The 25,581-nt window shown below is 47.9% G+C and carries 22 protein-coding genes and 1 riboswitch; of the genes, 21 read left to right on the top strand and 1 reads right to left on the bottom strand.

The window, feature by feature from the left end; all coding sequences use genetic code 11:
• The first annotated feature begins 34 nt into the window (after window positions 1-34).
• From LKD36_RS03195 to LKD36_RS03180, 4 genes are all read left to right on the top strand, one after another.
• A complete protein-coding gene (locus LKD36_RS03195) occupies window positions 35-1,258 on the top strand; it encodes a dicarboxylate/amino acid:cation symporter (RefSeq protein WP_308458653.1) in 1,224 nt (407 codons plus the stop codon).
• A 58-nt stretch (window positions 1,259-1,316) separates the two neighbouring features.
• Entirely contained in the window at window positions 1,317-2,804 is a 1,488-nt protein-coding gene (locus LKD36_RS03190; RefSeq protein ID WP_308458652.1) for an AAA family ATPase, read from the top strand.
• A gap of 22 nt (window positions 2,805-2,826) precedes the next feature.
• A complete protein-coding gene (locus LKD36_RS03185; protein ID WP_308458651.1) occupies window positions 2,827-3,531 on the top strand; it encodes a FadR/GntR family transcriptional regulator in 705 nt (234 codons plus the stop codon).
• A 127-nt stretch (window positions 3,532-3,658) separates the two neighbouring features.
• Complete coding sequence (locus LKD36_RS03180) at window positions 3,659-4,789, top strand: Ldh family oxidoreductase (RefSeq protein WP_118770151.1); 1,131 nt, start codon at window positions 3,659-3,661, stop codon at window positions 4,787-4,789.
• Window positions 4,790-4,886: 97 nt separating this feature from the next.
• On the opposite strand, the gene brnQ is transcribed toward LKD36_RS03180, so the two are convergent.
• Window positions 4,887-5,987: a branched-chain amino acid transport system II carrier protein gene (brnQ, locus tag LKD36_RS03175; RefSeq protein ID WP_308458650.1), complete on the bottom strand. Its 1,101-nt coding sequence runs from the start codon at window positions 5,985-5,987 to the stop codon at window positions 4,887-4,889.
• Window positions 5,988-6,132: 145 nt separating this feature from the next.
• Here brnQ and LKD36_RS03170 point away from each other — a divergent pair, with 145 nt between their 5' ends.
• The 17 genes from LKD36_RS03170 (at window position 6,133) to LKD36_RS03090 (ending at window position 25,580) form a co-directional block, all read left to right on the top strand.
• On the top strand, window positions 6,133-6,840 hold the full coding sequence (locus LKD36_RS03170) for a hypothetical protein (RefSeq protein WP_308458649.1): 708 nt from the start codon (window positions 6,133-6,135) through the stop codon (window positions 6,838-6,840).
• On the top strand, window positions 6,837-7,874 hold the full coding sequence (locus tag LKD36_RS03165) for an N-acetylmuramoyl-L-alanine amidase family protein (RefSeq protein ID WP_308458648.1): 1,038 nt from the start codon (window positions 6,837-6,839) through the stop codon (window positions 7,872-7,874). The genes LKD36_RS03170 and LKD36_RS03165 overlap by 4 nt, the downstream gene beginning before the upstream one ends.
• A gap of 87 nt (window positions 7,875-7,961) precedes the next feature.
• Window positions 7,962-9,344, top strand: coding sequence for a uracil-xanthine permease family protein (locus LKD36_RS03160; protein ID WP_308458647.1), 1,383 nt, complete (start codon window positions 7,962-7,964; stop codon window positions 9,342-9,344).
• A gap of 130 nt (window positions 9,345-9,474) precedes the next feature.
• Window positions 9,475-10,920 carry a uracil-xanthine permease family protein gene (locus LKD36_RS03155; protein ID WP_308458646.1) on the top strand — a complete coding sequence of 482 codons (1,446 nt, stop codon included), beginning with the start codon at window positions 9,475-9,477 and terminating at the stop codon, window positions 10,918-10,920.
• Window positions 10,910-11,542 (top strand): selenium cofactor biosynthesis protein YqeC, encoded by a 633-nt coding sequence (yqeC, locus tag LKD36_RS03150; RefSeq protein ID WP_308458645.1) that lies wholly within the window; start codon window positions 10,910-10,912, stop codon window positions 11,540-11,542. The genes LKD36_RS03155 and yqeC overlap by 11 nt, the downstream gene beginning before the upstream one ends.
• A complete protein-coding gene (yqeB, locus tag LKD36_RS03145; protein ID WP_308458644.1) occupies window positions 11,535-12,377 on the top strand; it encodes a selenium-dependent molybdenum cofactor biosynthesis protein YqeB in 843 nt (280 codons plus the stop codon). Before yqeC ends, yqeB begins: the two co-directional genes overlap by 8 nt.
• The gene (locus tag LKD36_RS03140) at window positions 12,370-13,422 is read left to right on the top strand and encodes an XdhC family protein (RefSeq protein ID WP_308458643.1); all 1,053 of its coding nucleotides are present in this window, start codon (window positions 12,370-12,372) and stop codon (window positions 13,420-13,422) included. Before yqeB ends, LKD36_RS03140 begins: the two co-directional genes overlap by 8 nt.
• A complete protein-coding gene (locus tag LKD36_RS03135) occupies window positions 13,409-14,560 on the top strand; it encodes an aminotransferase class V-fold PLP-dependent enzyme (protein WP_308458642.1) in 1,152 nt (383 codons plus the stop codon). Before LKD36_RS03140 ends, LKD36_RS03135 begins: the two co-directional genes overlap by 14 nt.
• A 15-nt stretch (window positions 14,561-14,575) precedes the next feature.
• Window positions 14,576-15,619 carry a selenide, water dikinase SelD gene (gene selD / locus LKD36_RS03130; RefSeq protein ID WP_408610906.1) on the top strand — a complete coding sequence of 348 codons (1,044 nt, stop codon included), beginning with the start codon at window positions 14,576-14,578 and terminating at the stop codon, window positions 15,617-15,619.
• Between the two features lie 13 nt (window positions 15,620-15,632).
• A complete protein-coding gene (yedF, locus tag LKD36_RS03125; protein WP_308458640.1) occupies window positions 15,633-16,241 on the top strand; it encodes a sulfurtransferase-like selenium metabolism protein YedF in 609 nt (202 codons plus the stop codon).
• Window position 16,242: 1 nt separating this feature from the next.
• Complete coding sequence (locus tag LKD36_RS03120) at window positions 16,243-16,482, top strand: DUF3343 domain-containing protein (RefSeq protein WP_308458639.1); 240 nt, start codon at window positions 16,243-16,245, stop codon at window positions 16,480-16,482.
• A 32-nt stretch (window positions 16,483-16,514) separates the two neighbouring features.
• Window positions 16,515-17,309, top strand: a complete 795-nt coding sequence (locus LKD36_RS03115; protein WP_308458638.1) for an FAD binding domain-containing protein — start codon at window positions 16,515-16,517, stop codon at window positions 17,307-17,309.
• Entirely contained in the window at window positions 17,309-17,836 is a 528-nt protein-coding gene (locus LKD36_RS03110) for a (2Fe-2S)-binding protein (protein WP_308458637.1), read from the top strand. Before LKD36_RS03115 ends, LKD36_RS03110 begins: the two co-directional genes overlap by 1 nt.
• On the top strand, window positions 17,823-20,162 hold the full coding sequence (locus tag LKD36_RS03105) for a xanthine dehydrogenase family protein molybdopterin-binding subunit (RefSeq protein WP_308458636.1): 2,340 nt from the start codon (window positions 17,823-17,825) through the stop codon (window positions 20,160-20,162). The genes LKD36_RS03110 and LKD36_RS03105 overlap by 14 nt, the downstream gene beginning before the upstream one ends.
• Window positions 20,163-20,861: a nucleotidyltransferase family protein gene (locus LKD36_RS03100; protein ID WP_308458635.1), complete on the top strand. Its 699-nt coding sequence runs from the start codon at window positions 20,163-20,165 to the stop codon at window positions 20,859-20,861.
• A 240-nt stretch (window positions 20,862-21,101) separates the two neighbouring features.
• Window positions 21,102-21,273, top strand: a riboswitch (Lysine riboswitch).
• 104 nt (window positions 21,274-21,377) lie between these two features.
• Complete coding sequence (locus tag LKD36_RS03095; protein ID WP_308458634.1) at window positions 21,378-22,892, top strand: Na+/H+ antiporter NhaC family protein; 1,515 nt, start codon at window positions 21,378-21,380, stop codon at window positions 22,890-22,892.
• Window positions 22,893-23,456: 564 nt separating this feature from the next.
• Window positions 23,457-25,580: an ATP-dependent helicase gene (locus LKD36_RS03090; RefSeq protein WP_308458633.1), complete on the top strand. Its 2,124-nt coding sequence runs from the start codon at window positions 23,457-23,459 to the stop codon at window positions 25,578-25,580.
• Window position 25,581: the final 1 nt, after the last annotated feature.

Below are 25,581 nucleotides of genomic sequence, written 5' to 3'. Positions count from 1 at the left end.
CAAAAATACAAACGAGAAAGCGAAGGTGATAAGAATGAAAGAAAAGAAGAAACTGTCCCTTGCAGCGCAGATATTTATTGCGTTGGTACTTGCTATTATTGCAGGTCTTTTAATGCAGAATTATGCAGATTTTGCAAATTCCTACATTAAACCATTCGGAACTATTTTCCTGAATCTGGTGAAGTTTATTGTTGTACCGATTGTATTATTTTCCATCATGTGTGGTATCATTTCCATGAGTGATATCAGAAAAGTAGGATCCATTGGTCTGAAAACAGTTGTCTATTATCTCTGTACCACTGCATTTGCGATTGCCTTTGGCCTTTGCGTTGGAAATCTGTTCAAAGGAATGTTCCCGGTAGTTGCAACGACGGATCTGGTATATGAAGCTTCTGAACCGGTTTCCTTTATGGACACGATTGTTAATATTTTCCCGTCCAATTTCTTTGATCCGATGGTAAATGCCAATATGCTGCAGGTCATTGTCATGGCAATTCTCCTTGGATTTGCCATTATCCTGGTTGGAGAAGAAAAGAACAGCCGTGTGATTCAGGGATTTCAGGATCTGAATGACATTTTCATGAAATGTATGGAGCTGATTTTAAGACTTTCTCCTATCGGTGTATTCTGTCTGCTGTGTCCGGTCATTGCAGCCAATGGTCCGGCAATTATCGGTTCACTGGCCATGGTGCTTCTGGCTGCTTATATTTGCTACATCATTCATATGGCAGTGGTATATTCTCTGACGGTAAAAGCAATCGGCGGTCTGAGTCCGCTTGATTTCTTTAAAAATATGTTCCCGGCCATGATTTTTGCATTTTCCAGTTCTTCTTCTGTAGGAACACTTCCCATCAATATGGAGTGTGTGGAGAAGATGGGAGTATCCAAGGAAGTATCTTCTTTTGTACTTCCCCTGGGAGCAACCATTAATATGGATGGAACTGCGATTTATCAGGGTGTCTGTGCCATTTTCATTGCATCCTGTTATGGTATTCAGCTGACACTGCCGCAGATGCTGACCATTATTCTGACTGCAACGCTGGCATCCATCGGTACTGCAGGTGTTCCGGGAGCCGGAATGGTGATGTTGGCCATGGTGCTGACTTCTGTCGGACTTCCGGTGGATGGTATTGCCCTGGTAGCAGGTGTGGACCGTATTTTTGATATGGGACGTACCGTTGTAAATATTACCGGTGACGCTTCCTGCTGTGTAGTTGTACATAACCTGGAAAAGAAAAAAGAAATGAAAAATAATTAGTTTTATGTTATGATTCCTTTATTGAATGAAATTTGAAAGATAGAGGAGCAGATGTAACATGCCAGTATTTGATTTTAACGACGTATCCGATGAGAGAAATCATGCGGAGTGTACGTATACAACCTTCCGTTCCGATGCAGGAGAGGCAACTCCGGAACAGCCGATCCTTCTTCTGGATAACCACAGCAGACAGTGGAAGCATCATTCTATCGGTGTCTTTACCAACCCGGTGAAACGTTCTTCCTTTGAATTTGAAGAGGAAGACGGCAAGTTCAGCGCAGATATTCTGGAGATTGATGCCAGATTTGTAAGCCTTTTACGCTGGCTTGGCGAGAACCACATCAATGTGCGTCTGTCCGGTAAGAATCGGGAGGATGGATATGCTGTTTACAAGATTCGTGAGATTGCATTTGGCGGCGGCACCAAGTTATCTGCAGAGGATGGATTTCTGCAGTTTATGATGGAACGTCTCTTTGCCAGCCATGCTCCGGAGGAGATTGAAGAGGATGAGGATTACGAGGAAGTAGGAGATGAGATGAAACTCACCAGCCTGCAGAGCATCACAGATTTCATGACCTGCGCCGGAAATACCATGCCAGAAAATATCCGCCTGTGGGCCAGAAGAAACCTGGCTGTGGCCCGTTCCCACGAGGTGTCCCCGGAAGAGAGAAGACATGCACAGAGAGCACTGTCCATTATGATGAATGTACAGTGGAAAAATAATTATTTTGAAGCCATTGATCCGGAAGAAGCCAGAAGAATTCTGGATGAAGAATTATACGGTATGGAGCGGGTAAAACAGCGAATTATCGAGACCATTATTCAGATCAACCGCACCCATACTCTTCCGGCTTATGGGCTTCTGCTGGTGGGACCGGCGGGAACCGGAAAATCCCAGATTGCCTATGCGGTAGCCCGGATTCTGAAACTGCCGTGGACGACCCTGGATATGAGTTCCATCAATGATCCGGAGCAGCTGACCGGAAGCTCCCGTATTTATTCCAATGCAAAGCCAGGTATTATTATGGAAGCCTTTTCAGCAGCAGGAGAGTCCAATCTGGTCTTCATTATCAACGAGCTTGACAAAGCTGCATCAGGAAAAGGCAATGGAAATCCGGCTGATGTACTTTTGACACTTCTTGATAACCTTGGATTTACGGATAATTATATGGAATGTATGGTGCCGACAGTCGGTGTGTACCCGATTGCGACTGCCAATGATAAATCCCAGATCAGTGCGCCTCTCATGTCCCGTTTTGCAGTGATCGATATTCCGGATTATACGAAGGAAGAGAAGAAGATTATTTTCTCCAGATTTGCACTGCCGAAGGTACTGAAGCGGATGAGCCTGAAGAAAGAGGAGTGTATTGTCACGGAGGAAGGACTGGAAGCGGTAATGGACATTTTCGCCCATACATCTGGTATTCGGGATCTGGAGCAGGCAGCAGAGCATATTGCAGCGAATGCGCTCTATCAGATCGAAGTAAATCATGTAGCTTCTGTCTCCTTTGACGGAACCATGGTAAGAGAATTACTGGCACAGTAAGGAACTGGAAAGGTAAAGACAGATGTTCACAGAAATTCGAAAAGAAAACCCCTTTCAGGAAATTATTGATCAGATTCTTGAAAATGTGCAGTCAGGAAAGCTTCATAAGGGAGATGCGCTCCCGGCAGAGCGGGTCATGGCAGAGTCTCTTGGAATCTCAAGACCTATGCTGCGGGAGGTGCTGCGGGCGCTGAATATTCTCGGTGTGATTACAACGGTACATGGCGGAGCCAATTATATTTCCGAGAATCTGGAAAACAGCATGATCCGGCCCCTCTCTATTCTGTTTCGGCTGAATAACAGCAGCGTTTATCAGAATCAGCAGCTGCGTGCTGCGCTGGAAGTAGAATGTGCCATATTGGCAGCCAGGAACTGTTCTCCGGTGGATGCAGCGGAATTGCAGCTGATTATTGCAAAGCTGGATGCTTCCCAGGATGAAAGTGAGCGGGCAGATCTTGACCGACAGCTTCATATCAAGATCGGAGAGATGGCGAAAAATCCCATGATTTTCGGAGTCATGAGTGCTTCTGCCCAGTTGACGGAAAATATTATCACCGGCATCCGGGCTTATATCATGCAGAAGCAGCAGTCGGTGGCTCATGTGGATGAGCAGCACCGGAATCTGGTCAGTGCCATCATCAGCCATGATGAAGAGCTGGCAGAGAACTGTATGAAAGAGCATATGCGGACCATAGAAAATTATATCAAAGAAATCTCTGGTATGTAGAAAATGAGAAAGAGAATGATTTGCGGAGTATAAAGATTCCGTAAATTATTCTTTTTTTTATTGTATTTTTACATATGAAGTGGTATAATCTGTTCATAAATTGGTAATACCAAAAAGGAGAACGAGTATGGGGTATGTAAAATGGAGTTATCAGGTATTAGAGAAATTTTGTTATGAAGCATTTCGCGCTTTCGGGTTCAGTGACGAAGAAAGCAAGGATATTGAAGATGTACTTCTGATGGCGGATCTTTATGGAATTGAGAGTCACGGTATGCAGCGTATGGTGCGCTATCACAAGGGAATTGAAAAAGGAACCATCCATCCTCAGGCAAAGCCGGAGGTGGTATTTGAAACACCAGTATCCGCAGTGATCGACGGACACAATGGCATGGGACAGCTTATTTCCATCTTTGCCATGAAGAAGGCCATTGAGAAGGCGAAAACTACCGGTATTGGCATGGTAACTGTTCGGGAATCCAACCATTTTGGCATTGCGGGGTATTATGCAAAGATGGCAAGTGATGAAGGCCTTCTTGGAATGGCATGTACCAACTCAGAAGCAATTATGGTACCGACCTTTGGCAAGAAAGCCATGCTTGGCTCCAATCCAATTGCAGTCGCTATGCCTGCAGAACCTTATCCGTTCCTTTTTGACTGTTCCACTACGGTGGTAACCAGAGGAAAGCTGGAGATGTACAACAAGATGGGCAAAGAGCTGCCTCACGGATGGGCACTGGGAAGCGACGGACAGGAAAGTACCAGCGCACCGGATGTGCTGGCAAATATCGTCGGCAAGAAGGGCGGTGGAATCATGCCTCTTGGCGGCGACAGGGAAGTGAGCGGAGGCCATAAAGGTTATGGTTACGGTATGCTCTGTGAGCTGTTCAGTTCTATCCTTTCCATGGGAGTAACTTCTGATAAATGCTGTACCTTCCCGGACAAAACCGGTATCTGTCATGGATTTATCGCAGTGAATCCGGCAGTCTTCGGTGATCCGGAAGCGATCAAAAAGCATTTTTCAGATTATCTGGAAGCATTACGGGAGAGCCCGAAAGCAGACGGAGCAGAGAAAATCTATACTCACGGAGAAAAAGAGGTTCTGGCTCAGAAAGATCGTATGGAACATGGCATTCAGGTCAATGATAATACTATGGCAGAGCTGGCAAATCTCTGCGATTACCTGAAACTTGATTTTTCTTCTTATTTTAAGGATTATCAGCTGCAGCGCGACAGCAAGTTTTTTACCGGAAATTATTAAGCTGCAGAGTTAATCATAAATCCGCAGGAATGCGTGGAAACACGCAGACCTGCGGTTTTTTTATTTTTTTGCCACAACAGCCATGAAAAATATCTGTTTAAGGTTTACGAATTAATCCATAGACCGTAATCAGAATCGCAACTGGGCACATGATCTGCAGCACCGGAAGGGACATAGTAAGAATAAAGTTCAGTCCGGCACTGGAAATGACGAAGCTGGACACTGCAAAAATGATCAGCCATGCCACATAAGAAATCTTCGGAAGCAGCTCATGGAAGAAAGTGGCACAGCAGCAGAGAAGTCCTACGCATACGTTAAAACAGGCGATGAAGAAAATAGCTCCGATGATCAGCTGCCCATAGATGCCGTAGCATGCTTTGACAGCCCAGGTCAGGATTTCTGCACCGTTCTGTGCGCCCGGAAAATCCACACTGCACACGGCTCCAATGTAGGAAGTGGCACCGTAGACGATGATCAGCATGACACCGGCCATGATGCCGGCGCGAATTGTCTCGGAAGCGACTGCTTTTTTATCTGTAATGCCAAAGGACCCAATGTTCATGGAGATAACTGTGCCGAAGTTGTAGGCGGCCAGAATGTCCATAGTCTGGTAGCCGGTGATAAATCCGCTGCGGATGGGGTGCCCTGCATAGTAGGCATTGGGTGCGGCAAAAAGTGCCGGCAGTTTTACAAGGACGCCGAAAAAGGTTACGGCAATCAACACCAACAGGACCGGCGTCATGATCTTCCCGAGCAGGTCTTTTAAATGGGTCGGTTTCAGCGCAATCATGATAGCTGCTGTGAAAAATACAAAGGAGTAAACGCAGCGGATCAGGAATAAAGTCTGATCACTGTTGTGAAGAAACGGAGCCACCGCCATCTCAAAGCTGGTGGATGCGGTTCGCGGAATAGCCACGCAGGGTCCGATCATCAGATGAACAAAGACGGCGAACAGGACAGCCAGTACCGGATGAATACTGCCGACCAGATTGGTGAGTCCATCGTGCCGGGCCACAGCCATGACAGACAGGATCGGCAGCAGGACAGCTGTCAGACCTAATCCTGCCATGGCAATAAGGGTGTCTCTTCCCGCCTGTGCCCCCAACAGAGGCGGGAAAATCAGGTTCCCGGCACCAAAAAACATGGAAAATAATGTAAATCCAATGATGCACCGATGTTTCATGGATAAGTTCTGCATAAAATCTCCCTCTTTTCCAATATGTTTCTTTCCAGTATAAACAGAAAATGAAAATAATTCAAGCTGCAATATTTATAAATGAGCTGAATTAATATTGTGTAAGATGCACAGGTATGCGTATAATAGGAGCCATGGAGGAAGAGACATGCTGGATAGAGAAATGTTATATGAGGCTCTTCATAAAGAAATTCCGATTCTGACTACACAGATCAGGAAACTTTATGCAGAGTTGGATCAAAAATTCCATCTGGAAGGGGCGAAGGTGCCGATGACGTTCGGAATGGACCGAGATTGCCTTGGCTCTTATACACAGGCAGGAGGCGGAGAACGGGAACATTTTCATTTTTCCCTGCTGTTTGTGGGATATTCCGTGGAACATCCATTAAGCCGGGACGACCGGATGGATTTATATAAACATGAATATGCCCATTATATGCAGGCACATATGAAGATTCCGGAGAAGTACCAGTGGCAGACGGGAAAGCACGGAAGCGCCTGGAAATACTGCTGTTCTCTGGTTGGAGCGGCGCCGACGCCTTATTATAAAGCCGGGGAAGCGCTTATGAACCATGACTATGACAAGGTGCTGAAATCGAAGATTCACGACCACACGGTTCCTATGCGGGATCATTACCGTCGGGAGCAGGAATATAAGAAAACCAGAGACAGCAAGGTGCAGTATCAGGTGGGCGACAGTGTGGAACATCCGAAATTCGGAGCTGGAAGCATCGAGAAAGTGGAGCAGCGGGCCGGTGGTGTCCATCTGCATATCCGGTTTGAGGATGGAGTACGAAAGATGGATCAGAAATGGGTGCTGCAGACCACCCGTTATCGGAAAGCAGGTGACAGATGATGAAACAGAAAATGGTGATGTGCCTGCTGACGGGCGTACTGGTGCTGGGAATAGGCGGCTGCGGGACGCAGGAGGTGGAGGTGCCGGAAGTGGAAAATGTAGAGACTGCGGAGGAAGAACCTGTGCCGGAGGAGACAGCAGAAGAAGAAGGTGACGAACAGGAGAAGATTGATGCAGAAGATCAGTTGAAAGAAGTCCCAACGGTGGATGATGCAGCAGAATCGGGAAAAACCGAACCGGAAGAAACCGAAGCGGCATCTGCCTCGGTGGTTTATGAGGATGGCGGTCAGATCACCCTTGATCCCTCCTGGACTTACGCGGACCACTCGAAGATCAATTCCGGTGCGGCAGTGCTTTATAAAGCTGCGGAGAACCGAAAAGAAATCGTGGTAGGTGTCAATGCCGGACATGGCACTTCTGGCGGTACAAAGGTGAAGACTCTGTGCCATCCGGACGGTTCCGCCAAAGTGACCGGAGGCACCACCGCAGCCGGAGCGACAGAGGCTGTCGCTGTATCTTCTGGCATGACGTTCAACGATGGCACACCGGAGAGCAGCGTCACTCTGCGGATGGCGCAGATCTTAAAAGAGAAGCTGCTGGCAGCAGGATATGATGTTCTCATGCTTCGTGACGGGGATGATGTACAGCTTGATAATGTGGCACGTACGGTTATCTGCAACAATGCAGCAGACTGCCATATTGCCCTTCACTGGGATGGGGACGGGCTTAATTATGACAAAGGCTGTTTCTACATCTCCGTACCGGACGGTCTCAAATCTATGGAGCCGGTGGCCTCCCACTGGAGCGAACACAATGCACTGGGTTCAGCCCTTGTAGAAGGTCTGCGGGCACAGGGAACAAAGATCCATGGTGGCGGAAGTATGAGCATTGATCTGACCCAGACTTCCTACAGTACGATACCGTCCGTGGACATGGAGCTTGGAAATGCCTGCTCTGACCATTCGGACAGCGTGCTGGACCTTTTAGGCAATGGACTGGTACAGGGTGTGAACAGTTATTTTGGACAATCGTAATTTCACTCTTGTATTCAAAAATAAATAATCCTATAATAACAGTTAAAAAGGTCAAATTAACCAAGCCAAAGAGGAAAGGAAAAAGTTATGAATGAGTCCAATGATGTAATTCGCGATGCCAGACAACTGGGTGTGCCTAAAATGCTCATCCTTGGCCTTCAGCACATGTTTGCCATGTTCGGAGCCACCATCCTGGTGCCGATTCTGGTCAACAGCTATTTTGTGGGTGCCTGCGGAGAGGGACCAACCCGTGGTCTGACCGTAGCAGTCACTCTGTTCTGTGCCGGATTTGGTACGTTATTGTTCCACGTGTGTGCAAAATTTAAAGTTCCCGCATTTCTGGGTTCTTCCTTTGCATTTTTAAGTGGATTTTCCACCGTTGCCCATCTGGATACCGGCATGTATGCGGGAATGAGTGCGAACGACAAGGCTGCCTATGCCTGCGGAGGTGTGGTAGTGGCAGGTCTTTTGTATCTGGTACTGTCATTGATTATCCGTATGGTAGGTGTAAAACGTGTCATGAGATATCTCCCGCCGGTAGTCACCGGACCGGTTATCATCTGCATCGGTTTAAGCCTTGCATCCTCTGCCATCAACAATGCATCCAACAACTGGTTCCTTGCTTTTGTGGCACTGGCCGTGATTATTGTATTTAATATCTGGGGAAAAGGAATGTTCAAAATCATCCCGATTCTTATGGGTGTTGTCATTTCCTATGCAGTAGCACTGTTTATGAACATGATCGGCATCACCAATCCGGACGGTTCTGCTATCCTTGATTTCTCTGCCATTGCCTCTGCAGGTATTGTGGGAATTCCGCCTATTCAGATCTGCAAATTTGACGTGACGGCCATCTTAGTTATGGCACCGATTGCCATCGCAACGATGATGGAGCATGTAGGTGATATGTCCGCAATCTCAGCAACTGTTGGAGAAAACTATCTGGCAGATCCGGGTCTTCACAGAACCCTGCTTGGTGACGGACTTGCGACCTCTGTTGCCGGATTCCTTGGCGGACCTGCCAATACCACTTACGGTGAGAATACCGGCGTTCTGGAGCTGAGCCGTGTGCATGACCCAAGAGTTATCCGAATTGCTGCGGTATTTGCAATTATCATCAGCTTTATTCCGAAGGTATCTGCCATTATCAGTACCATGCCGGCTTCCATCATCGGAGGCGTCAGCTTTATGCTCTATGGTATGATTTCTGCGATCGGTGTCCGCAACGTGGTAGAAAATAAAGTTGATCTGACGAAATCCAGAAACCTGATTATTGCAGGAGTTATCTTTGTGTGTGGTCTTGGATTCAGCAGCGGACTGACCTTCACCATCGGTGGAACTTCCATCACCCTGACTGCTCTGGCTATTGCAGCCATCGCAGGTATTGTTCTGAACATCATTCTTCCGGGTAATGATTATGAATTCGGTGTGAATACTTCCGGTGATGAGAACAGAGGTATTCACGCATAACTTATTTATAAGAAAAACTAATGAACGTTAAGTAGGAAAAATAAGGAAACATGCCATTGACCAGGCCTCCGGAACTTCGTAAAATATTAGTCGGTTTAATATTTTACGAAAGTTTTGGAGGCTTTATTTTATGAAAAAAAATTCTACCCCTTATGATTTCGAAGGAAGAATTCCACTTTCACAGGCCATTCCGCTGGGATTACAGCATGTAATGGCTATGTTTATTGGAAATCTGACCCCGCTGATTATTGTGATGGGTCTCTGCGGACTGACTGCGGATGCCGGATTTGGTGATCTCCGTACCGCTTTGCTGCAGAATGCCATGGTTATGGCAGGTATCGTAACCCTGGTACAGCTCTTTTCTATCGGACCGGTAGGTGGTAAAGTGCCGATTGTTATGGGAACTTCTTCCGGATTCCTCGGGGTGCTGAATAATACAGTGGCTGCCTGTGGAGGCGGAATCCTTGCATACGGTGCTATTATGGGAGCCTGTATTGTGGGCGGTATTTTCGAGGGCGTTCTCGGAATGTTTTTAAAACCGCTTCGCAAATTTTTCCCGGCCATTGTAACCGGCTCTGTTGTCATTGCCATCGGTCTTTCCCTTCTGGGGGTGGGGATTAACTACTTCTGTGGTGGAAGCGGAAAAGCAGATTATGGCTCTCTGCAGAACCTGTTTCTTGGATTTGTAGTACTGATTGTCATTATTCTGCTGAAGCATTTTGCACCGCAGGACAGCGTGCTTTCTTCTGCAGCCATTCTGTTCGGTATTCTGGCAGGCTATGCAGTGGCAGTCGTTATGACACTGGTACTTCCGACCGTAGGTATCAATGCAGATGGTGCAGAGTATACCTATTCCTGGGTTGTTAATTTTGAGCAGATTAAGAATGCAGCATGGATTGCAGTGCCGAGTTTTATTGGATTCGGTGCCCTGTCTGATCTGCATGTGGTTTTTCAGGCAAATGCCATTATCCCCATTGGCATTATGTTTATTGTAACAGCTATCGAGACGGTAGGTGATATTTCTGCCTGCATCGAGGGTGGTATGGCGCGCGAGGCAACAGATACGGAGTTATCCGGTGGTGTGATCTGCGATGGACTTGGTTCTTCATTTGCGGCACTGTTCGGTGTATTGCCGAATACCTCTTTCTCACAGAACGTAGGTCTGGTATCCATGACGAAGGTTGTCAATCGTTTTGCGATTTCCATGGGCGCTATTTTCCTGATCCTTTGTGGTTTCTGTCCGAAAATCGGAGCCATCATGTCTGTGATGCCCCAGTCTGTACTTGGTGGTGCTGCTGTTATGATGTTTGCATCCATCCTGATCTCCGGTATCCAGCTGATCACTAAGGAACCCATTGGAAGCCGTGAGATTACGATTATTTCGGTAGCCATCGGTCTGGGATATGGTCTGGGTGCAACCAATGGAGCAACCTCCCAGCTGCCCTATTATATTCAGCTGGTATTTGGCGGCTCCGGTATTGTACCCTGTTCTCTGGCAGCTATTCTGTTAAACATTGTTCTGCCGAAGAATTCAAAACCAGTCCGCAAGATGTGGGATATTGAAGATGAAGAATAAAAAGATTGCAGTTGTTGGTGCGGGTGGGAAAACCACCCTCATCCATCGGCTGGCTGAAGAATATCGCAGGAAAGGTGCTTCCGTGCTGGTAACGACGACCACACATATGCTGGTGGAATCGGACACGGATCTTTCCTGCGATTCTTTTGCTATAAGGGAAAAAATAAAAAGAACCGGATACTGCATGGCGGGAAGTCTGTGTCCTGGGCAGAAGCAGAAAATAGGTTCTTTGCCGGAACCTGTGTTTCGTGACTTGCTGATCGCTGCCGATTATGTTTTAATAGAAGCAGATGGTGCGAAACATTATTCTTTGAAATACCCGGCAGAGCACGAGCCGGTCATTCCGGCAGAAGCGACAGATGTGATTCTGGTGCTTGGAATCTGGGATTTGGGAAAGTCCTGTCAGGATGTAATCTTCCGATTTGATAGGATGGCAGAGCTTACCGGAATTTCCGGTAAAAAAACAGTCGGAATTGCAGAACTTCGTCTGATTCGGAAGGCCTATGAGGAAAAACTCCGGGAAATGAACTTTTCCGGAGAATTTCATGTGCTGCTGTCAGAGAAAACAGAGCAGGAGTTTTTGTTTCGCACCTGGCAGGAGGCAGTGGGGGATTATGAATAAAAAAATTTTGATTATCTGCAGGGGAGGCGGAGACCTGGCCACAGGCATTGTGCATCGGCTGTTTCGGGCCGGATTCCCGGTGCTGGTGCTGGAAACCGACAGTCCTGCGGCTATTCGACGGCAGGTATCCTTTTCCGAGGCAGTCTATGATGGAACGGCGACGGTGGAAGGTGTGACGGCAGAGCGGATTGCTTCAGCGGACAGAGCCTCTGTAAACCATGTGCTGGAAGAGGGACGTGTACCCCTCCTGGTGGATCCGGAGGGCAGTTCCATCCCATTGTTGAAACCGGATATTGTGGTGGACGCCATTATTGCAAAGAAAAATTTGGGGACTGCAAAAGAGATGGCACCGCTGGTTATTGGAGTTGGTCCCGGATTTACCGCAGGTGAGGATGTGGATCTGGTGGTGGAATCCATGCGGGGCCATAATCTGGCGCGCATTTTTACGACCGGGTCGGCATTACCCAATACCGGAATTCCCGGTAACATCGGCGGTTTTACGAAAGAGAGGGTTCTCCATGCGGAGACAGCCGGTTATATGAAAAATATCTGTCAGATCGGAGATATCGTGGAAAAGGGTGAGGAGATTGCCCGGATTTATGAGAAAATGACAGAGGACGGCACATTTTCCGGTTCTTATGTGTCAGTGGAGGCATCTATTTCAGGCATTATCCGGGGACTCATCCGGGAAGGCTATCATTTTCAGAAAGGATTCAAGATCGCGGACATTGATCCGAGAGAGAGCGAGCTTGCCAACTGCTTTACCATCTCGGATAAAGCGCGGAGCATTGGCGGCAGCGTGCTGGAAGCGGTCTGTGGATATGTAAATGGATAGAACAGATCATTTTTATGCCTCTGTCGGGGCATGGAACAGAGAGAAAGAAGCGTTTCTTGCTACGGTGACAGAGGGATCGGCTGCAGGCGGGAAAGTGTTTGTGGAAAACGGTACGATGCAAAGCCGAAAGGGTGCATTTTTTACAGAGTCCCGCATCCGGCAGTTGTGTGGAAAAGGACTTCAGCGGATAGACGGGCAGGAAGTATTTGTGCAGCCCCTGGGAAAGCAGGCAAAGCTTGTGATCTGCGGAGCCGGGCATGTGGCGACTGCGCTGATCCGCATGGCAAAGCTTCTGAATTTTGAAATTGTGGTGTTGGAAGACCGGCCTCTTTTTGCGGAGAGCGCCAGAAGAGAAGGCGCTGATCAGGTGTTCTGTGGCGACTATGCAGAACTTCTGCGGCAGATGACGGGCAGCAGGGATCACTATTTTGTGTGCATGACCAGAGGACATCGGTTTGATCAGGAATGCCTGCTGGAAATTTTTAAGAAATCCCATGCGTATATCGGTATGATGGGATCGAAGAAACGGTCTTTCCTTATGAAAAAAGACTTGGTGGAAGCCGGATTTGCACCGGAGCTGGTGGAGTCCCTTCATGCACCCATCGGATTGTCTATCGGAGCACAGACACCGGCAGAGATTGCCTTGTCGGTGATGAGTGAAATCGTAAAAGTGAGAAGTGAGCATGCCAAAGAGACAGCCCTTGATGAGCAGGTGCTGGAAGAACTGACAAAAGCGCCGGAGGATGGTGAGCAGAAAATGCTCTGTACCATTATTGAAAAACACGGAAGTGCACCGCGAAGCGCAGGCACCCAGATGGTGGTGACTTCTTTGGGACGTGTGGTGGGAACCATCGGTGGAGGATGTGCGGAAGCGGAAGTGATCATGGCATGCAGGAAACATTTTTATAAGATAAGGGAAGGAGTTCCCCATCCGGCCTGTGAAAAAATCAGAATCCGTATGACTACGGATAATGCGGAAGAAGAAGGCATGGTCTGCGGTGGAACGATTCTGGTTTTGCTGGAGGAAACAGATGATCTATCTTGATAATGCGGCGACCACCCTGCGGAAGCCGGAAGCGGTGATCGAAGCGGTGGCAGATGCCATGAAAAATATGGGAAACTCCGGCAGAGGATCAGGAAGCACATCCCTTCGGGCATCCAGGGTGATCTATGAAGCAAGACGGACTCTGACAGAATTTTTCGGTGGAACAGATCCGTCGAGGCTTGTTTTTACCTCTAATTCTACCGAAGGGCTGAACATGGCAATTCGCGGAATCTTTGTACCGGGAGACCATGTGATCACTACGGAACTGGAACATAATTCCGTGCTTCGCCCCCTGTATGGGGAACAGGAACAAAATGGAATCTCTCTTACCATTGTGAAAAGCGGGAAACAGGGAACCGTCGATTATGAGGGGATCGAAGCCGCCATCCGGCCGGAGACAAGGGCTGTCATCTGTACCCATGCCTCCAATCTTACCGGAAATGTGGTGGATCTGTATCGTATGGGACAGATTGCGAAACGGAATGGCCTCCTATTTGTGGTAGATGCGTCCCAGACGGCGGGAGTGCTGCCCATTGATATAGAGAGAATGCAGATCGACGTACTCTGCTTTACCGGACATAAGAGCCTCATGGGTCCCCAGGGAACAGGCGGACTTTACGTGAGAGAAGAGGTAGAGATCCGTCCCTTTAAAAGCGGTGGTACCGGAGTCCACAGTTTTCTGAAAAAGCAGCCCGATGACTATCCGGAACATCTGGAGGCCGGCACACTGAACGGACACGGCATCGCTGGACTGTTGGCAGCGGTGCGGGAGATTCAGAACATTGGTTTGTCCGCTATTTATGAGAAAGAACACCGATTCATGCAGCAATTTTACGATGGGGTCCGGGAAATTCCGGGTATAAAAATCTACGGTGATTTTTCCGATCCGGCGGCAGTCCGCTGCCCTGTCGTCTCATTGAATATCGGTGATATGGACGCATCCGAAGTCAGTGACTGGCTCCAGGAAGAGTTTGGTATCATTACCAGAGCGGGTGCCCACTGCGCACCTCTCATGCATCAATATTTTCAAACGGAAAAACAGGGGATGGTAAGATTCAGCTTTTCCTATTATAATAAAGAGGAAGAAGTGCTTGCGGCAGTCCGTGGGGTGAAGAACATTGCAGCAGCACAGCAGTAGTTTGAGATTTTGACTATGAAGGAGGAACGAGTGGCGGAAGAAATTGTATTTTGTAAAGGCGGTGGCTGCACCGCGAAGCTTGGTCCGGATCTTTTAAGTCATGTACTGGATAAACTTCCAAGAGGAGAGAAAGATCCCAACCTGCTCATCGGATATGACAGCAAAGATGACGCGGCGGTGTACCGTGTCTCTGACGAGGTGGCAGTGGTACAGACTTTGGACTTCTTTCCGCCCATGCTGGATGATCCCTATCTCTTTGGGCAGATTGCAGCGACGAATGCCTTGAGTGATATTTATGCCATGGGCGGAACAGTGAAGACAGCCCTTAATATTGTCTGTTTTCCGGAACAAATGGATCTGAATATCCTGGGAAAGATTATGCAGGGCGGTGCAGAGAAAGTGATTGAAGCAGGAGGCACGCTGGCAGGAGGACATTCCATCATGGACAACGATGTAAAGTATGGACTGTCTGTGACGGGGGTAGTGCATCCGGATCATATTTACGGAAATAATCAGGGACAGCCATCGGATGTGCTGATTCTTACGAAAAAACTGGGAGTGGGACTGGTGTGTAATGCAAATCGCGTGGGACTGGCCCCGGAAGGAGCTATGGAGGAAGCGGCGGCATCCATGACCACTCTGAATAGAAAAGCAGCGGAAATCAGCCATCACTATGAGATCCATGCCTGCACGGATGTGACAGGATTCGGATTTCTGGGGCATTTAAGTGAGATGATCAACGAGGAGATTTCTGCTGAGATTGATTCCATTTCCATTCCGGTAATCCGGGGCGCCATCCACTGTGCGGAAGAATTTCTTCTGACGGCGGCAGCCCAGAGAAACCGGAACCATGTGGGAGACCGGGTGGAATTTTCCAGCTGGATTCCATTTTCCATGGAAGAATTATTATTTGATCCGCAGACCTCCGGCGGACTTCTGTTCGCAGTAAAACCGGAGCAGGCGGGGGCATTTTTAAAAGAATTACAGGGTGCGGGACTTCCGGCGGCAATGGTCGGCAGGTTCGTATCCAAAAAAGAAAGAGACATTTATGTAAGATAGGAGAAAATGAGCGATGATGACAGTCAATGCTATGGGGGATGCATGCCCGATTCCGGTGGTGAAGACGAAGAAAGCCATGGAGACTTTAAAGGCAGGCGATGTGGTGGAAACTTATGTAGACAATGAAATTGCGGTGGAAAACCTGACCAAGATGGCAAAACAGACTGGATGTGCAGTGACAAGCCAGAAGCTGGACGAAGGAAAATACAGCGTACAGATTACGGTGTCAGAAGCAGCAAGAGAAGCCGGAAATATGCCGGAAGTGAACTGTGGCCCAACACTGGCATCCAACAAAGTCGTGGTCATCCGCAGCTCGGTTATGGGTGAGGGGGATCCGGAACTTGGAAAAGTGCTGATCAAAGGATTTATCTATGCCCTGTCCCAGCAGGAGGATCTGCCGAAAGCCATATTGTTCTACAATGGCGGGGCCTATCTGACCTGCGAAGGTTCTGCATCTCTTGATGATTTAAAAGAGTTGGAGTTAAGAGGGGTCAGAATTCTTACTTGTGGAACCTGCCTTAATTTCTACGGACTTTCTGAAAAACTGAAAGTCGGAGAAGTAACGAATATGTATGAAATCGCAGAGACCATGTCAAAAGCGTCTCTGATCGTGAGTCCGTAAGATGCGGACCAGACATCTGCAGCTGGTGGTGACCTTTGCGACAACCACCGCTGCCATGGAAATGGAGCGAAAAGCAGAGGAAGAACAGATACCGGGAAGGCTCATTCCCCTACCGTCGGAGATTTCTGCCGGATGTGGATTGGCCTGGAAGACGGAGCTTTCAGAAAAAGAGAGTCTGATACCATTTCTGGAACAGGCGAAGCTTCGGTGGGAAGCCATGTATGAGTGCAGTCTGTTCTGAAAAATACAAAAAAGATAAGAAGAAAGGGAGCCATGCTTTATTATAATCAGTATGTGAGGGCGGAAAGTCTCGAAGAGGCTTACGATCTGTATCAGAAAAAGAATAATTTCATTCTGGCCGGTATGCTCTGGCAGAAAATGAGAAATAAGACGATGGGAACTGCCATTGATCTGTGCGGCCTCGGCCTTGATAAAATTGAGGAAACTGAGGAGGCGTTCCGCATTGGCGCATATGTTTCCTTACGTGATCTGGAGACAGATGAAGCATTAAATACTTATACGGGAGGTGCATTCCGGGAATCTGTGCGTCATATTGTAGGTGTGCAGTTTAGAAATGTAGCAACCGTAGGCGGCAGCATCTGGGGACGCTTCGGATTTTCCGATGTGATGACCATCTTCCGCGCCCTGGGTGCGAAGGTGGAGCTTCATCATGCAGGTATGATGGATCTTAACGACTTTGTAAAACTTCCGAGAAAAACAAGAGATATTCTGGTGGCGGTTATTGTGCCGAAAAATGTGAAAGGCGTTGTCTATGTAAGTCAGCGGAACCAGTCCACGGATTTTCCGGTGCTGACCTGTGCTGTGGCAAAACGGGCAGACGGATATGCAGCGGCCATTGGTGCGACCCCTCATCTGGCGGAAGTAGTCGTGGTTCCGGAGCGGGAACTTTCGGAACTCAGTGATGAGCAGATGGATGCATTTGCCGGACAGGTATGTGATGAAATTCGATTTGGCAGCAACATGCGAGCAGGTGCGGCTTACCGTAAAACGGTCTGTCGCGTGCTGGTAAGACGTGCCATGCAGGCACTGAAAGGAGAACTCGACTGATGGATGTGAAAATAACATTAAACGGAAAAGTAGTCACCGATTCCGTAGATGCAGATATGGTTCTTCTGGACTTCTGCAGAAAACACAGATGTTATTCCGTAAAACGCGGCTGTGAGAGCGGCAACTGCGGACTCTGCACAGTTCTGCTTGACGGAAAGCCGGTGCTTTCCTGCAGTACGCCGGTGGGGCGTGCCAATGGACGGAAAGTCGATACACTGGAAGGATTACAGGAAGAAGCGAAAGCCTTTACGAATTTCTTCGCTGCTCAGGGAGCAGATCAGTGTGGATTCTGCAATCCCGGATACATTGTAAATATTGTGGCGCTGCTCAGAGAAAATCCAGATCCGACAGATGAGGAAATTCTGGAATATCTGTCCGGCAACTTATGCCGTTGTACCGGATACCAGAGTCAGCTTCGCTCTCTCAGAAATTATCTGAACAGCAAAAAAGAGGGCGCAGACCTTGATCTGGAAGCAGGCGTCTATGGAGAAGATATCGGAAAGGAGTGGAAGCATGAAGGAATTTGAACGTGACCGGAAAGATTACCATGCGGTTGGAAAATGCATTCCGAAGAAAGATTCTGAGCAGCTGCTCCTTGGAAAACCGGTATTCATGGATGATATTGTGCATGAGGACTGTCTGGTGGTGAAGATTTTGAGAAGTCCCCATGCTCACGCCCTGATCGAAGATATCAATACGGCAGCAGCAATGAAAGTACCGGGCATTGTGGCAGTTTATACATGGAAGGATGTACCGCAGAACCGATTCAGTATTGCAGGACAGACCTTCCCGGAGCCGTCCCCCTATGACCGTCTCATTCTTGACCAGAGAGTCCGGAGTGTAGGTGATGCAGTGGCAATTGTAGCCGGAGAAACAGAAAAAGCAGTGGACAAAGCACTTCGTGTCATCAAAGTTAAATATCAGGTGTTGGAACCGGTGCTGGATTTCCGCAAGGCCCTTGACAATCCGGTGCTGGTGCATCCGGAGGATAACTGGATGTCCCATGGAAATACCGGTGATGTGAAGAAAAATCTCATTCATCATGAGGAGGATGCTCATGGTGATGTGGAAGCAGTGCTCGCTGACTGCGAAGAAGTCATTGAGCATACGTACCGGATTAAAGCTGCTCAGCAGGGGTATATGGAGACGATCCGTGCTTACTGTGAAATTGACCGTTACGGACGACTTCACTGCATTAGTTCTACCCAGATTGTCTTCCATCTGCGCCGTATCCTTGCCACGGCTCTTGGCATTCCCAAATCCAAGGTCCGTGCTGAAAAACCGCGGATCGGTGGTGGGTTTGGTGCCAAGCAGACGGCAGTCTGTGAGGTGTATCCGGCGTTTGTCACCTGGATGACCAAACGACCCAGCAAGATTATTTACAGCAGAAGAGAATGCCAGACCATTGCGTCACCCCGTCATGAGATGGAGGTAACCGTTCGTCTGGGCGCTATGAAGGACGGACGTATCCGTGCCATTGATCTTTATACACTGTCCAATGGAGGCGCTTATGGAGAACACAGCACGACGACGGTAGGACTGTCAGGTCACAAAGCAATTCCTCTCTATACGGGTGGCTGTGAGGCAACCCGATTTTCCTGTGATGTGGTCTACACCAATGTGCAGGCGGCAGGTGCGTACCGTGGTTACGGTGCGACCCAGGGAATTTTCGCACTGGAGTCCACGGTCAATGAACTGGCAGAGAAGCTTCATATGGATCCGGTAGAACTTCGAATGAAAAATATTGTGCGGGAAGGCATGTTTATGCCGGCATATTTTGGAGAGACAGCCAATGCCTGCGCACTGGACCGCTGTATCGAACATTGTGCTGACAATTTCCACTGGAAAGAAAAATATCCGGTGAGAGATATGGGCAACGGTAAAGTGCGGGCATCCGGTATGGCCATTGCCATGCAGGGCTCCTGTATTTCTAATGTAGATGTTGGGTCCTGTACACTGAAGCTTTCCGATGAAGGAACTTATAATATGATGATCGGTGCAGCAGATATGGGTACCGGATGTGATACGATTCTGGCGCAGATGGCAGCAGAAGTACTGGACTGTGAGCCGGATCAGATCGTAGTCTTCGGTGCAGATACGGATGCGTCTCCTTATGATTCCGGTTCCTATGCCTCCTCCACAACCTATATTACCGGTATGGCAACGCAGAATGCGGCTATGGAACTGCGGGGAAATATTATGAAGATTGGAGCCCAGCTTCTTGAATGCCTGCCGGAAGAGGTGGAATTTGACGGTGAAAAAGTCTATCTCGTAAATGGGGATAAATCTGTCAGCCTGGCAGATATTGCCACCAAATCCCAGGTCAATAACCTGATTCCGGTAGATGTGACCGCAACCTATTCTTCACCGGTCTCTCCGCCTCCCTATATGGTCGGCATGGTGGAAATTGAACTCGACAAAGAAACCGGAAGCGTGGAAATCCTTGATTATGAAGCTGTCGTGGACTGCGGTATCCCGGTCAATCCGAATCTGGCGAGAGTCCAGACAGAAGGCGGCATTGGACAGGGGATCGGTATGGCACTCTATGAAAATGTCAGCTACAATGCCAATGGAAAAATCGCAGAAGGCGATTTCATGCAGTATAAGATTCCTACCCGTCAGGATGTGGGAAATATTCATGTGGAATTTGAGACCAGCTATGAACCGTCGGGACCCTTCGGTGTCAAATCTATCGGTGAGATCGTTATTAATACGCCGGCTCCGGCACTGGCCCATGCCATCTACCGTGCAACCGGTGTGTGGCACAGAACTGTACCGTTCACCCCGGAAAAAATTCTTATGGGTATGATTGATCCGGAATGGAAAGAGACCGATCACCGGGTAAAAGAATAGATGATACATGTGATTTATATGGCGGCTGGAAACAGCCGCCGTTTTGGAAGTAATAAGCTGTTATATCTGTATGAAGGTAAGCCTTTGTACCGGCATGGCCTGGAGTTGTTGCTGAAATTGAAGCAGGAGATGGGAGAGAAGCTGACCGTCACTGTTGTGACCCAGTATGCGGAGATTTTAGAGGAAGTACAGGATATCTTTGAAAGATGCGGGATGGCAGGCATGCAGGCAGTGTTCTGCGAGGAGAGCAGGCTGGGAACATCTTATACGGTCCGGGCAGGAATTGAGGCGGTCATCTCACAGGATCCGGCCTCTGGACAGCCGAAAGAAGGGCAGTCCATGATCGGAGAGAAGGACTATCTCATGTTTATGGTAGCAGACCAGCCCCATCTTACCTTGGACAGTGTCCGAAAACTGGTTGAGGCAGCAGTCAGCTGTGAGCAGTCAGCTTTCTCCGGGCCACTGGCAGAGGAATGTTCCCGATGGGAGACCCTGTCTCTCCGCTGCGGCAGCACCCCCGGCAATCCCTGTATGTTCCGCGCAGATCTTATCCCGGAGCTTATGTCCCTCACCGGCGACCAGGGAGGCCGGAAAGTGTTGAAGCGGTATGCCTGTAAATATGTAGATATTCTTGATGAGAGAGAACTGGAAGATGTGGATGAGATGTTGCAGGTTACGGAAAATCTGGGAGAGAAGTGACATTCTGTGAAAGGAACGTCCGCAGTCCCAGTACTTCATGAGAACGAGTCAGAGACGATGTTCGAATGTTAGTACTGTTGGATCGAGGACTTAGCGCGAGCGGTTCCGCTCACAGAATGTCACTTCGGTTGGTCAGTTTGTTCGTGATCTGCAACATTGCTCCCGGGTTTTTCAAAAAAATTTAAAGAAAGGGTTGCTCTTTTCTAATAACCGTGGTAGCATAGCAGAAAAAGAAAACGTAAAAATGATAGAGGCGCGGGCTTCATGAGTACAGACTGATACAGGTCGGAAACTGTCAGTCATGGAAAGGGAATACCGCCGAAGAGATCCGGACATTTCCGAAGAAAGGATTTCTGGTCTGCCGCAGAAGATGTGTCAGACTGTCACAGGACTGTGGAGAGCTATCATTGGTCAGACAAAATTATAAGGCCATGAACGCAGTCAAAGGAATTGTGTTCATGGCTTTTCTTGTTTCTGGATCTATCATGTTTACAAAAGAAGGGAGAACTTTTCGTTATGGATTATGTACCTGCTATGTACGCCACATTTTGGGCGCTTGTACCGCCGGTTGTGGCAATCGCGCTCGCACTGATCACCAAGGAAGTGTATTCCTCACTGTTCCTTGGAATTTTAGTTGGAGGCCTGTTCTATTCAGGCTTTAGTTTTGAAGGAACTATCGTTCACATTTTCCAGGACGGTGTTGTAAGTGTGCTGTCTGACAGTTACAACGTCGGCATTCTGATTTTCCTGGTTATCCTAGGAGCAATCGTGTGTCTGATGAATAAGGCAGGCGGTTCTGCTGCATTCGGACGCTGGGCCAGCGAACATATCAAGACCCGCACCGGAGCACAGCTGGCTACCGTTGCACTTGGTGTTCTGATTTTTATTGATGACTATTTTAACTGTCTGACGGTAGGAAGTGTTATGCGTCCGGTCACTGATAAGCACAATATCTCACGTGCAAAACTGGCTTATCTGATTGATGCAACCGCAGCTCCGATCTGCATTATTGCACCGATCTCTTCCTGGGCAGCAGCAGTTACCGGATTTGTAGAGGGGGAAGACGGACTGGCATTGTTCATCAGTGCTATTCCTTATAACTTCTATGCATTGCTGACGATTGTTATGATGGTGACTATTGCAATTCTGAACATTGACTTCGGTTCTATGAAAGTGCATGAAGACAATGCAAAAAATGGTGATCTGTTCACTACACCGGATCGTCCATATGGTGACGGTAATGATGAAGTGACTGTTGGAAATGGAGGCGTAAAAGACCTGGTAATTCCGATTCTGTCTCTGATTGTCTGCTGTGTCATTGGAATGATCTGGACCGGTGGATTTTTTGCAGGTGAGAATTTTGTAACTGCATTCTCCAACAGTGATGCATCCGTAGGTCTGGCTGTAGGAAGTGTATTTGCACTGGTAATAACGATTGCACTGTATGTGAGCCGTAAAGTGCTTGGATTCAAAGAGTGCATGGACTGCATCCCGGAGGGCTTCAAAGCCATGGTACCGGCTATTATGATCCTGACCTTTGCATGGACCTTGAAAGCCATGACTGACAGCCTGGGTGCTGCAGAGTTTGTGGCTGCGATCATCAAAGGAGGCGCATCTGGAATTGTAAATCTGCTTCCGGCAATCATCTTCCTGGTAGGCTGTTTCCTGGCATTTGCAACCGGAACTTCCTGGGGTACCTTTGGTATTCTGATTCCGATTGTTGTAGACGCATTCCAGGCAACCAACCCGACCCTGATGACCATCGCTATCTCCGCCTGCATGGCAGGAGCTGTCTGCGGTGACCATTGCTCCCCGATCTCCGATACAACGATCATGGCATCTGCCGGAGCCCAGTGCAACCACGTAAACCATGTATCCACACAACTGCCTTACGCAGTCAGCGTGGCTGCCATTTCCTTTATTACCTATATCGTTGCAGGCTTTGTCCAGTCTGCATGGATCTCCCTTCCGGTCGGCATTGTGCTGACACTGGGATATCTGATAGTGATGAAGAAAAGAAGCGAAGCATAATATCAAAAATAGAAGATAGAATATGGAAAAGGAGAACCGCTCGGTGGTTCTCCTTTTCTTTGTTGCAAATTCTTGCAAAGGATGCCAGAGATTTTTTGTCGCGCAGCTGATCTTTGCTGAAGTTTGGGCATATAGAGATTTCCTTTTGAATTTTGCCCTCACGAGCTTGCACGGATGATGATTTTTGCCGTTTTTCTGACATTTCCGCGAGCTTTTTTCTGGCTGTTGGGCAGATTGTCGTTGAGGCTCTCGTTACATCCAACTTGCTTTTCAATTTTGGGTATCAGAGCTATTGAAAAGTTGTATATAGCCAAATGATCTGCTCCAACCGCGAAAAATCAAGAAAATTGATTGCATGACAGATCAAAATGGGTGTCAGCAGAGATTAAAACTGCATATGCCAAAACTCTGGAAAAAATATTGAAAAACTGCGAATAGCTACAGAATTAGAGACGAATTGACATGGACTGACAACTGATTCTATAATAGAAAAAGTAATCATCCAGAGTCATGTGTATGGCTCCGAAAATGATAGGAAATGAAAGGACGGGAGACTTTATATTCATGACCTGGCAGGAGTTTGAACAGCAATTTTCCATTCAATTAAATGAGCAGCAAAAAAGTGCCGTGCAGAGTGTGGATGGGCCAGTGCTTCTTCTGGCGGTGCCGGGATCGGGTAAAACGACAGTGCTGGTGACGAGGCTGGGTTACATGATCTATTGTAAAGGAATGAATCCGGGAAAAATTCTGACAGTCACCTACACGGTGGCGGCAACGAAGGATATGGCAGATCGGTTTGCGGTAAAATTCGGACAGGAGATGGCAGAACGACTGGAATTTCGGACCATTAATGGTATCTGTGCCCGGGTGATTCAGTACTATAGCTGGAAGACGGGCAGGATGGCATTTCAACTTCTCACGGATGAAAAACGCATTACTGCCATGCTGTCTGGCATTTATCAGCAGACGGAGCGGGTATACCCAACAGAAGGTGATCTGAAAAATGTCCGGACATTGATTACTTACATAAAAAACCGGATGCTGAATGAAAAAGAAATCCAGAAGCTGGAAGAAGAAGCGGAGATTCATCTGGCAGCGATCTACAAAGAGTACTGCAGACAGCTCCGGAAACAGCAGCTTATGGATTACGATGACCAGATGGTCTATGCCTATAATATGCTTCGGAAAATTCCGGAACTTCTTGCATATTTTCAGGAGAAATACCCTTATATTTGCGTGGATGAGGCACAGGATACATCGAAAATCCAGCATGCCATCATTGCACTGCTGGCATCGAAATCCGAAAATCTTTTTATGGTGGGAGATGAAGATCAGAGCATTTATGGATTCCGTGCCGCTTACCCGGAGGCATTGCTGGAATTTGAGCATCATTATCCGGGAGCGAAAGTGCTGCTCATGGAAGAAAATTTCCGTTCCGATGGAAACATTGTTTTGGCAGCAGACCGGTTTATCCAGAAAAATACCCTGCGTCATGAGAAACATATGCGTCCCTCCAAAGAAAGAAAACAGGATGTGACGGAAATCTCCGTTGGTACCAGAAAAGCGCAGTATTCCTATCTGGTGAAAGTGGCAGAGGGATGCACAACGCAGACGGCAGTGCTTTACCCGGAGCATGAATGTGTACTTCCACTCATTGATCTGTTGGAGCGAAGAGGAATTCCTTATCGTATGCGAAACGTAGAGTTGACCTTTTTTACCCATCGGGTGGTGCAGGATATCAGTAACATTGTTAAACTGGCAGCTGATCCGAAAAATACAGATCTATTTCTGTTGATTTATTATAAACTCAATACTTATATCCGGAAACAGGACGCACTTCAGATTGCAGAACTAAGCAGGGGAAAAAATCTATCCGTATGGGAGACAGCTCTTTCTTATGAGGGACTGGATGGATATGCCAAAGGAAACATCAAATCAGTAGCAACACATATGGAACATTTATTGACAGAACCGGCATCCAGAGCAATCCATCGGATTGTGCAGTTCATGGGTTATCAGGATTATTTGAAAAGAAGCGAGATCAAAGACACGAAGCTCGACACTTTGAAAATGCTGGCTTCATTGGAGGAGACTCCACTTCGGCTGGTGGAACGGTTGAATGAACTCAGGAAGCTTATCGAGAAAAAAGAACAGGACCAGACCTGTCCATTTATATTATCTACGATTCATGCCAGCAAGGGACTGGAATATGATACGGTCTATCTTCTCGATGTAGTAGACGGCATTCTGCCGGATCAGATTCCGGTCAATCTAAAGACGGCACCGAGAGAAGAACTGGAGACCTACGAAGAAGAGCGGCGGTTGTTCTACGTAGGAGCCACAAGGGCGAAGAACCGGCTCTTTTTATTTACCATGAAGCAGACCTCCAGCTTCTGCGATGAATTACTGGGAAAGGCAGCGCCGAAGAAACGTGTCATCCAAGCAACAGCTGGAAACATTCATCTGCCAGAAGCGGATACAAAAGCAGCAGCTCCAAAAGCATTGTCAGATAGTGAATTTCAGAAATTTATGGAACAGCTGGCAGAAGGAGTGATGGTGACACATAAGATATTTGGACAGGGTGTGGTGGTGGAACTAAACGAGAAGAAGATACGAATTGACTTTGATGGAGAAGTAAAAACATTCAGCAGCCGGGTGTTGGCCGGAAGCGGGATGCTGAGATTATAAG

This window comes from Hominiventricola filiformis (genome assembly GCF_020686965.1).
GTDB classification, from domain to species: domain Bacteria; phylum Bacillota; class Clostridia; order Lachnospirales; family Lachnospiraceae; genus Hominiventricola; species Hominiventricola filiformis.
Note: the sequence above shows the minus strand (reverse complement) of the source record. Positions and strands in the feature narration are given on the sequence as shown.

Coding starts and splice junctions, on each gene's coding strand:
- LKD36_RS03190 (WP_308458652.1), top strand. CDS start 1,317: ATGCCAGTATTTGATTTTAACGACGTATCCGATGAGAGAAATCATGCG.
- yqeB (WP_308458644.1), top strand. CDS start 11,535: ATGAATAAAAAAATTTTGATTATCTGCAGGGGAGGCGGAGACCTGGCC.
- LKD36_RS03165 (WP_308458648.1), top strand. CDS start 6,837: ATGATGAAACAGAAAATGGTGATGTGCCTGCTGACGGGCGTACTGGTG.
- LKD36_RS03105 (WP_308458636.1), top strand. CDS start 17,823: ATGAAGGAATTTGAACGTGACCGGAAAGATTACCATGCGGTTGGAAAA.
- LKD36_RS03115 (WP_308458638.1), top strand. CDS start 16,515: ATGCTTTATTATAATCAGTATGTGAGGGCGGAAAGTCTCGAAGAGGCT.
- LKD36_RS03170 (WP_308458649.1), top strand. CDS start 6,133: ATGCTGGATAGAGAAATGTTATATGAGGCTCTTCATAAAGAAATTCCG.
- LKD36_RS03195 (WP_308458653.1), top strand. CDS start 35: ATGAAAGAAAAGAAGAAACTGTCCCTTGCAGCGCAGATATTTATTGCG.
- yqeC (WP_308458645.1), top strand. CDS start 10,910: ATGAAGAATAAAAAGATTGCAGTTGTTGGTGCGGGTGGGAAAACCACC.
- LKD36_RS03135 (WP_308458642.1), top strand. CDS start 13,409: ATGATCTATCTTGATAATGCGGCGACCACCCTGCGGAAGCCGGAAGCG.
- brnQ (WP_308458650.1), bottom strand. CDS start 5,987: ATGCAGAACTTATCCATGAAACATCGGTGCATCATTGGATTTACATTA.
- yedF (WP_308458640.1), top strand. CDS start 15,633: ATGATGACAGTCAATGCTATGGGGGATGCATGCCCGATTCCGGTGGTG.
- LKD36_RS03185 (WP_308458651.1), top strand. CDS start 2,827: ATGTTCACAGAAATTCGAAAAGAAAACCCCTTTCAGGAAATTATTGAT.
- LKD36_RS03160 (WP_308458647.1), top strand. CDS start 7,962: ATGAATGAGTCCAATGATGTAATTCGCGATGCCAGACAACTGGGTGTG.
- LKD36_RS03100 (WP_308458635.1), top strand. CDS start 20,163: ATGATACATGTGATTTATATGGCGGCTGGAAACAGCCGCCGTTTTGGA.
- LKD36_RS03090 (WP_308458633.1), top strand. CDS start 23,457: ATGACCTGGCAGGAGTTTGAACAGCAATTTTCCATTCAATTAAATGAG.
- LKD36_RS03180 (WP_118770151.1), top strand. CDS start 3,659: ATGGGGTATGTAAAATGGAGTTATCAGGTATTAGAGAAATTTTGTTAT.
- LKD36_RS03155 (WP_308458646.1), top strand. CDS start 9,475: ATGAAAAAAAATTCTACCCCTTATGATTTCGAAGGAAGAATTCCACTT.
- selD (WP_408610906.1), top strand. CDS start 14,576: ATGAAGGAGGAACGAGTGGCGGAAGAAATTGTATTTTGTAAAGGCGGT.
- LKD36_RS03140 (WP_308458643.1), top strand. CDS start 12,370: ATGGATAGAACAGATCATTTTTATGCCTCTGTCGGGGCATGGAACAGA.
- LKD36_RS03095 (WP_308458634.1), top strand. CDS start 21,378: ATGGATTATGTACCTGCTATGTACGCCACATTTTGGGCGCTTGTACCG.
- LKD36_RS03120 (WP_308458639.1), top strand. CDS start 16,243: ATGCGGACCAGACATCTGCAGCTGGTGGTGACCTTTGCGACAACCACC.
- LKD36_RS03110 (WP_308458637.1), top strand. CDS start 17,309: ATGGATGTGAAAATAACATTAAACGGAAAAGTAGTCACCGATTCCGTA.